Annotated in this window: 8 protein-coding genes and 2 pseudogenes; 7 read left to right on the plus strand and 3 right to left on the minus strand. The window is 42.4% G+C overall.

The annotated features are described in order from the left end of the window. On the minus strand, positions 1 to 1,854 hold a 1,854-nt coding region (locus ACEW9J_RS22755), incomplete at its 3' end, for a bifunctional aconitate hydratase 2/2-methylisocitrate dehydratase (protein WP_373547359.1). A 237-nt stretch (positions 1,855 to 2,091) separates the two neighbouring features. Here ACEW9J_RS22755 and ACEW9J_RS22760 point away from each other — a divergent pair. From ACEW9J_RS22760 to ACEW9J_RS22785, 6 genes are all read left to right on the plus strand, one after another. Then, positions 2,092 to 2,259 (plus strand): hypothetical protein, encoded by a 168-nt coding sequence (locus tag ACEW9J_RS22760; protein WP_373547360.1) that lies wholly within the window; start codon positions 2,092 to 2,094, stop codon positions 2,257 to 2,259. A gap of 19 nt (positions 2,260 to 2,278) precedes the next feature. Then, positions 2,279 to 2,719, plus strand: coding sequence for a hypothetical protein (locus tag ACEW9J_RS22765; protein ID WP_373547361.1), 441 nt, complete (start codon positions 2,279 to 2,281; stop codon positions 2,717 to 2,719). Between the two features lie 267 nt (positions 2,720 to 2,986). Further along, on the plus strand, positions 2,987 to 3,280 hold the full coding sequence (locus ACEW9J_RS22770) for a BrnT family toxin (RefSeq protein ID WP_373547362.1): 294 nt from the start codon (positions 2,987 to 2,989) through the stop codon (positions 3,278 to 3,280). Continuing rightward, entirely contained in the window at positions 3,277 to 3,486 is a 210-nt protein-coding gene (locus tag ACEW9J_RS22775) for a CopG family antitoxin (protein WP_373547363.1), read from the plus strand. The genes ACEW9J_RS22770 and ACEW9J_RS22775 overlap by 4 nt, the downstream gene beginning before the upstream one ends. A gap of 59 nt (positions 3,487 to 3,545) precedes the next feature. Beyond that, entirely contained in the window at positions 3,546 to 3,743 is a 198-nt protein-coding gene (locus ACEW9J_RS22780; RefSeq protein ID WP_373547366.1) for a hypothetical protein, read from the plus strand. Then, entirely contained in the window at positions 3,740 to 4,078 is a 339-nt protein-coding gene (locus ACEW9J_RS22785) for a hypothetical protein (protein ID WP_373547364.1), read from the plus strand. Before ACEW9J_RS22780 ends, ACEW9J_RS22785 begins: the two co-directional genes overlap by 4 nt. Here the strand turns inward: ACEW9J_RS22785 and ACEW9J_RS22790 are convergent. Further along, positions 4,026 to 4,196, minus strand: a pseudogene (locus ACEW9J_RS22790) (type II toxin-antitoxin system RelE/ParE family toxin); the annotation flags it as partial. The gene ACEW9J_RS22785 and the pseudogene ACEW9J_RS22790 sit on opposite strands and share 53 nt — an antisense overlap. Before the next feature lie 151 nt (positions 4,197 to 4,347). On the opposite strand from ACEW9J_RS22790, the pseudogene ACEW9J_RS22795 reads away from it, so the two are divergent. After that, positions 4,348 to 5,829 (plus strand): annotated as a pseudogene (locus ACEW9J_RS22795) (IS5 family transposase). Positions 5,830 to 5,972: 143 nt separating this feature from the next. On the opposite strand, the gene ACEW9J_RS22800 reads toward ACEW9J_RS22795, so the two are convergent. Further along, on the minus strand, positions 5,973 to 6,149 hold a 177-nt coding region (locus tag ACEW9J_RS22800), incomplete at its 5' end, for a transposase (protein WP_373547365.1).

A 6,149-nucleotide genomic window follows, 5' to 3' on the forward strand; every position in this document is an offset into this window, starting at 1 on the left:
TTTGAGCAGGGCGACGTTGGAGCGGATATATTCGGTGACGGTGGCTTCGCTGAGTTTGATGGTGGAGCCAGCGCAGGAACGTTCGGCGGTTGCATCGGTGAGTTCAAAGGCTTGTTCGACTTTGAGATCGGGTAAGCCTTCAATTTCCATAATCCGCCCAGAGAAGACGTTGAGTTTGTTTTGTTTGTCGTTGGTGAGTAAGCCTTTTTGCATGGCGACGTAGGGAATCGCATTGACAACATCGCGGAGGGTGACTCCTGGCTGCAATTCGCCTGTAAAGCGCACGAGGACAGATTCGGGCATATCTAAGGGCATCGCGCCTAGAGCGGCGGCGAAGGCGACTAAACCGGAGCCTGCGGGGAAGGACATCCCGAGGGGGACGCGGGTGTGGGAGTCGCCGCCCGTACCGACGGTATCGGGGAGGAGCATCCGATTTAGCCAGGAGTGGATGATGCCATCGCCAGGGTGGAGGGCTACGCCGCCGCGTTGGGCGAAGAAGTCGGGTAGTTCTTCGTGAGTTTTGATGTCTACTGGTTTGGGATAGGCGGCGGTGTGGCAGAAGCTTTGCATCACTAAATCGGCACTGAAACCGAGACAGGCAAGTTCTTTGAGTTCATCGCGGGTCATTGGCCCCGTGGTATCTTGGGAACCGACGGTGGTGATTAAGGGTTCGCAGGACACCCCAGGGCGCACGCCTGGCAATCCGCAGGCTTTGCCGACCATTTTTTGGGCGAGGGTGTAGCCTTTACCTGTATCGGTGGGTTGAGTGGGGCGGGTGAAGATGGTGCTGGGGGGTAATCCCAAGGCGATGCGGGTTTTGTCGGTGAGGGTGCGCCCGATGAGCAGGGGAATTCTACCGCCAGCGCGGACTTCATCGAGGATGGTATCGGGTTTGAGGTTGAAGGTGGAGAGGGTTTCGCCAGATTCGTTGGTGATTTTGCCAGCGTAGGGATGGATGGTGATGACCATGCCAGTTTCGAGCATGGTAATATCACACTCGATCGGTAAACTTCCCGAATCCTCCGCAGTATTAAAGAAAATCGGCGCGATTTTACTACCCAAAATATAACCACCCGTGCGTTTATTGGGGACGCAGGGAATATCTGCACCGATGTACCAGAGAACGGAATTTATCGCCGATTTACGCGAGGAACCCGTACCGATTACGTCGCCAACATAGGCAATAGAATGTCCTTTTTTCTTCAATTCGGCGATAGTTTCAAGACTCCCAGGTTGCCGAGTTTCCAGCATCGCGAGGGCATGAAGGGGAATATCGGGGCGACTGGTAGCTTCAGTAGCGGGGGATAAGTCGTCGGTGTTGGTTTCGCCTGGGACTTTGAAGACGGTGACGGTAATGGTTTCGGGTAATGTGGGGCGAGATGTGAACCACTCAGCATTTGCCCAAGCATCGATAACTTGTTTGGCGTAGGGGTTAGTTTGGGAGAGTTCCCACACATCGTTAAATGCGTCGTAAACGAGGACGATTTTACTCAGTGCTTTGACAGCAGCGATCGCAAGTTCGGTATCATCAGATTCGAGGAGGTCAATTAGCGATCGAACATTATAACCGCCTAACATCGTACCTAATAACTCGACAGCCTCGATCGGGTTAATCAGCGGACTAGTAACTTTACCTGTGACGATACTAGTCAGGAAGCCAGCTTTGACATAAGCAGCCGGATCTACTCCAGGTGGAACTCGATCGCGCAATAATGCAATTAGGTTAGCCTCTTCACCTGCTGGTGGATGTTGTAATAATTCGCAGAGGGCACTGGTTTGTTCGGCATCGAGTGGTAATGGGGGAATGCCCAATGCGGCTCGATCGGCTGTATGCTGGCGATATGCTTCTAACATCTATAAGTGAGTTTATATATTGGTTTCACTATTATAAACGGGGAGAGGCGACGAGAATGGGTGCTGGAGAATACTGAAAATTTGTTAAAGTGAGGGTGAAGTAGCAAGGTTTATTCTTTTGTGATATTACTTTTTGTAATTTCAAAGATTATCTCAGCCGTACTTGCCTCAAGGGCTGGTATGTGGTGCTTTTATTTGATTGATTCAGAAACAACGTTCATACAATATATCTTGAGTATGACAATTGGATTTTCAGTTAGTGTATTTTGTTCGCAATTAATAGCAACAATCTATCATTATAATGATTTAGGTGCTTTAACTGCGGCAGGTTCTGGAAGCTTGTTTTTAGGTGGGGCAATTGGAATTATTAGCAGTGGATTGACAGTTTTTTATTTATTGAACTAACTTAGTAAAAGCAGATTTTGTGAAAGATACAGATTCATTTGTACAGGAATTAGAGTTACAATCTAAATTTTCCAGCACATTGTCCCCGTGGATTAACTTTGTTTTTCCGTCATTATTTAGTTTTGCTGTCGATTGGTGGTGTTGTCAATTGTTACGTTCGGTAAGTAATTATGATGCGCTTTTGTTTGATATCGGTATTGGCTCATCCGTGGGTATTGTCGTCAATATGATTCTCAATGGGATATTGAGTTTTTGGAATGGCTTTAATAGTATGAAAATTCTCGATATTCTAGATCCCCCTGTCAATCATACTTGGATGCGTCTAGTTTATGGAATTGGCAGTTTGCCAGCATTTTACTTTTGGGCTGGGGCCTATATTGCTATAGTTAAGGGTGGATCTTCAGGCGTAATTGGTGGAACTATTTGTGAGATCGTATCTATACTGACCAGAGATAATTGATGGACACAAGTATTTTAGATCCATAAAGAGGGCGACTTGCTGACGCTGTCCGAACGCAATCGATCGACATTTCATTTCATGGGGAATAATCATAAATATTCGATCGATCTAACGTTCGATTCGATCTTGATTTTATTATCTTTCTGGTAAGGATTGATGCGTTGGTTTAGCCTCTGGAGCAAGAGGATCGATTCTGTTACGAAGAATTTGCTATAATAGAGGAACGGTTAACACCTGGGAAAATCAGCATGATATCACTCGATCGATATGGATGAGATAACCTTTGAATGGGACATGCAAAAGGCTCAGACAAACGATCGAAAGCACGGCATATCATTTGAAGAAGCTGAAACTGCGTTCTACGATCCAAATGCACGTATTTCTTACGATCCAGACCATTCACAGGATGAAGATCGCCATATTCTATTGGGGATGAGTGAATCTTTTAAATTGATAGTAGTGTGTCATGTCTATCGGGAGAATGATGAGTCTATTCGGATTATTTCCGCTCGTAGAGCAACCAAAATAGAACAAAAAGAATATAAAGGTTATTTGACATGAGAGATGAATATGACTTCTCAAAATCTGTTCCCAATCCTTACCTGAAGAAGTTAAAAAAGCAGGTAAGCATTAATTTGGAAGAAAATGTGGTGGACTATTTCCAGAAATTATCCGAACAAACAGGAATTCCCTACCAAAATCTCATTAATCTCTATCTTCAAGATTGTGTACGGACTGAGCGCAAGCCATCTATGGAATGGGTTTAAGTATTTTTTGTTCACAGACTATTTACTCTCACGTCAACAAATAGATGAAGAGATAGATCGTGGTAGGATTGTCGCGATTACCTCCGGTAGGCTACGCCAACGACATCGAAACCGGAGAATTTGAACTAGCCGACGATACGATGATAGCAACTCGACAACTTTATGAGCGGCTGCCAGATGCCCAACCTTGGGTCGTTAGGATTGGATATCGTGCAGTACGTCGATTTGGCGTACGGAGCTTGAAAGACGCTCGATGATGCAGGGATATGTCAATGAAAATTATGAGGCAATAATTTCTGTTGCTGTGAAAAATGGTAACAGCCTTAGATCTGTTGATGCTGTAAGCGATACTGGGTTTACAGGCTTCTTGAGCCTCCCAATTGCTATCATCATTGAACTCGAACTACAGTGGAGTTATCGCGATAGAGCTACATTAGGCGATGCCAACGAATCGGCATTTTGTTTTATGGAAAATAACGATAAATTTCGGAGCGATGCAACACTCGGCTCATTACAATTTCATTATCTTCCCAGAAAAAGCCAATCCGATAATCTCCAACTCGAATTCGATAGGCAGTTTCATCACCTTTGAGCTTCGATAAATTGGCGATCTCACTTAAATCTTCCGTGGTGGGTATTTCCTCCAATACCAAGGCACAAATCTTTTCGTAAACCTCTGTGCTTTGTAGAGCCTTCAAATCGGCTCTCACGCCCTTCTGGTGATAAGTATTGCTTATTTAGGGCTTGCTGAATAAAAGCTACAATGTAGAGGGAGAGACAGTTTCAGCGATTAATTTAGCTACTAAGGTACAAGGAAATGAGCTAAAATTAGCTAAAACCTTATCACAAAGAGGGCTGAGAATGTACAGACAAGTTGAAATTAATATTACTACAAAAGAAAATTCAGAGCTAAAATTCGAGGGAAAATTAGAGAAAGATAATCGATGGATAATAATGTCAGAACTAATTCCGTGGTCAGAGTTTGAATCAGAATATGCTAAAAACTTTTCAGAGATAGGAATAGGGGCACCAGCCAAGCCGTTTAGAATAGCATTAGGTTCGTTAATAATTAAAGAAAGATTAGGAACAAGCGATAGAGAAACCGTTGAGCAAATCAAAGAGAATCCGTACTTGCAATACTTTCTAGGAATAGCAGAATATAGTAATAAAGCACCATTTGAAGCATCAATACTAGTGCATTTTCGACAAAGGATAAGTGAGGAGATAGTCAATAAAATCAACAGAAAAATAGTCGAAAAAATATCGAGAGAGTACCGGAGGAGAACTCAGGAAAAAAGTCGAAGAGCAGGAAAAGCCAAAAAACAAAGGGAGACTAATATTAGACGCAACATGTGCGCCAGCAGACATCAGGTATCCAAACGATTTAGGAATATTAAATCAGGGCAGAGAACAGACAGAAACAATAATAGACAAGTTATACAAAGAGATAAAAGACAAAACCAAGACAAAACCAAGAACTTATAGAAATAGAGCTAGAAAAGAATATTTACTAGTAGCAAAGAAGCGCAGAACAACTACAAACCAACGTAGAAAAGCAGTAAAGAAGCAACTTCAATATATTAAAAGAAATTTAGAAGCTATCGAAAAGATGGTCAATGAGGTTGGGCTAAAAACGTTAAGCAAAAAGCATTACAGGCTTTTGCTGGTAGTGACAGAAGTGAATCGCCAACAGCTACATATGTACGAGAACAATCAAAATCGTATTGATGATAGAATAGTAAGCTTAACACAACCACACATCCGTCCAATCGTCAGAGGAAAAGCTGGGACACCAGTGGAATTTGGGGCAAAGCTGTCAGCTAGTTGCGTGAATGGATATGTATTTGTAGATAGAATTAGTTGGAATAATTTCAATGAATCTGGTGATTTAATAAACCAAGTAGAAGAATTCAAAAGGTATACGGGCGCATATCCAGAATCTGTTCATGCAGATAAAATTTATCGAACAAAAGCGAACCGTAATTGGTGCAAAGAAAGAGGGATAAGGCTGAGTGGAGTACGATTAGGACGACCACCAAAAACTATTAGTAAAGAAGCCAAAAGACAAGCTCAATTAGATGAATCTGTCCGAAATTGTATTGAAGGAAAATTTGCGGATGAAATCGCGCCGAGGAAACCTCGGCGTGCGTTTCACCAAGCGGAGAAGCAAAGCGAAGATTTAGCCTTAATCGTGTAATGACTAAACTCGCTAATACTTCTGAGACTGCGATCGCTATTTCTTTTTTGGCAATGAATCTTTCTGCACTGCTACGGCAGTTTTTTGTCTTTTTTTATATGTATTTTAAATTTCAACATTTCTCGCCAGTTTTGATGTGTTTATGATTAGCTAAAATTATCTTTCAATCGATTTTGTTAATAAAAACTAATTTTTTAGATTTTTTCGATTACCAATCAATTTTTAGAAGACTATTCTCCCACTTTTTCAGCAAGCCCTATTTAAAGGATTGGAGCGAAGCGGAAATCATTTAAATAGGGCTTGCTAATAATTTCTCTTTCATCAAATCGAAATTCTTAAATCCATAGCTTTGACGTAGAATCAATTTAATTCTTGTGTTGAGTCCCTCCGTAACGCCACTAGTTGTTCTATTAATAAAGTAATTGCAAATTTCTTTGAGGTGAGAATTTAGAGTGTCAGCAGCACT

The organism is Chamaesiphon sp., from assembly GCF_041737865.1.
GTDB lineage: Bacteria > Cyanobacteriota > Cyanobacteriia > Cyanobacteriales > Chamaesiphonaceae > Chamaesiphon.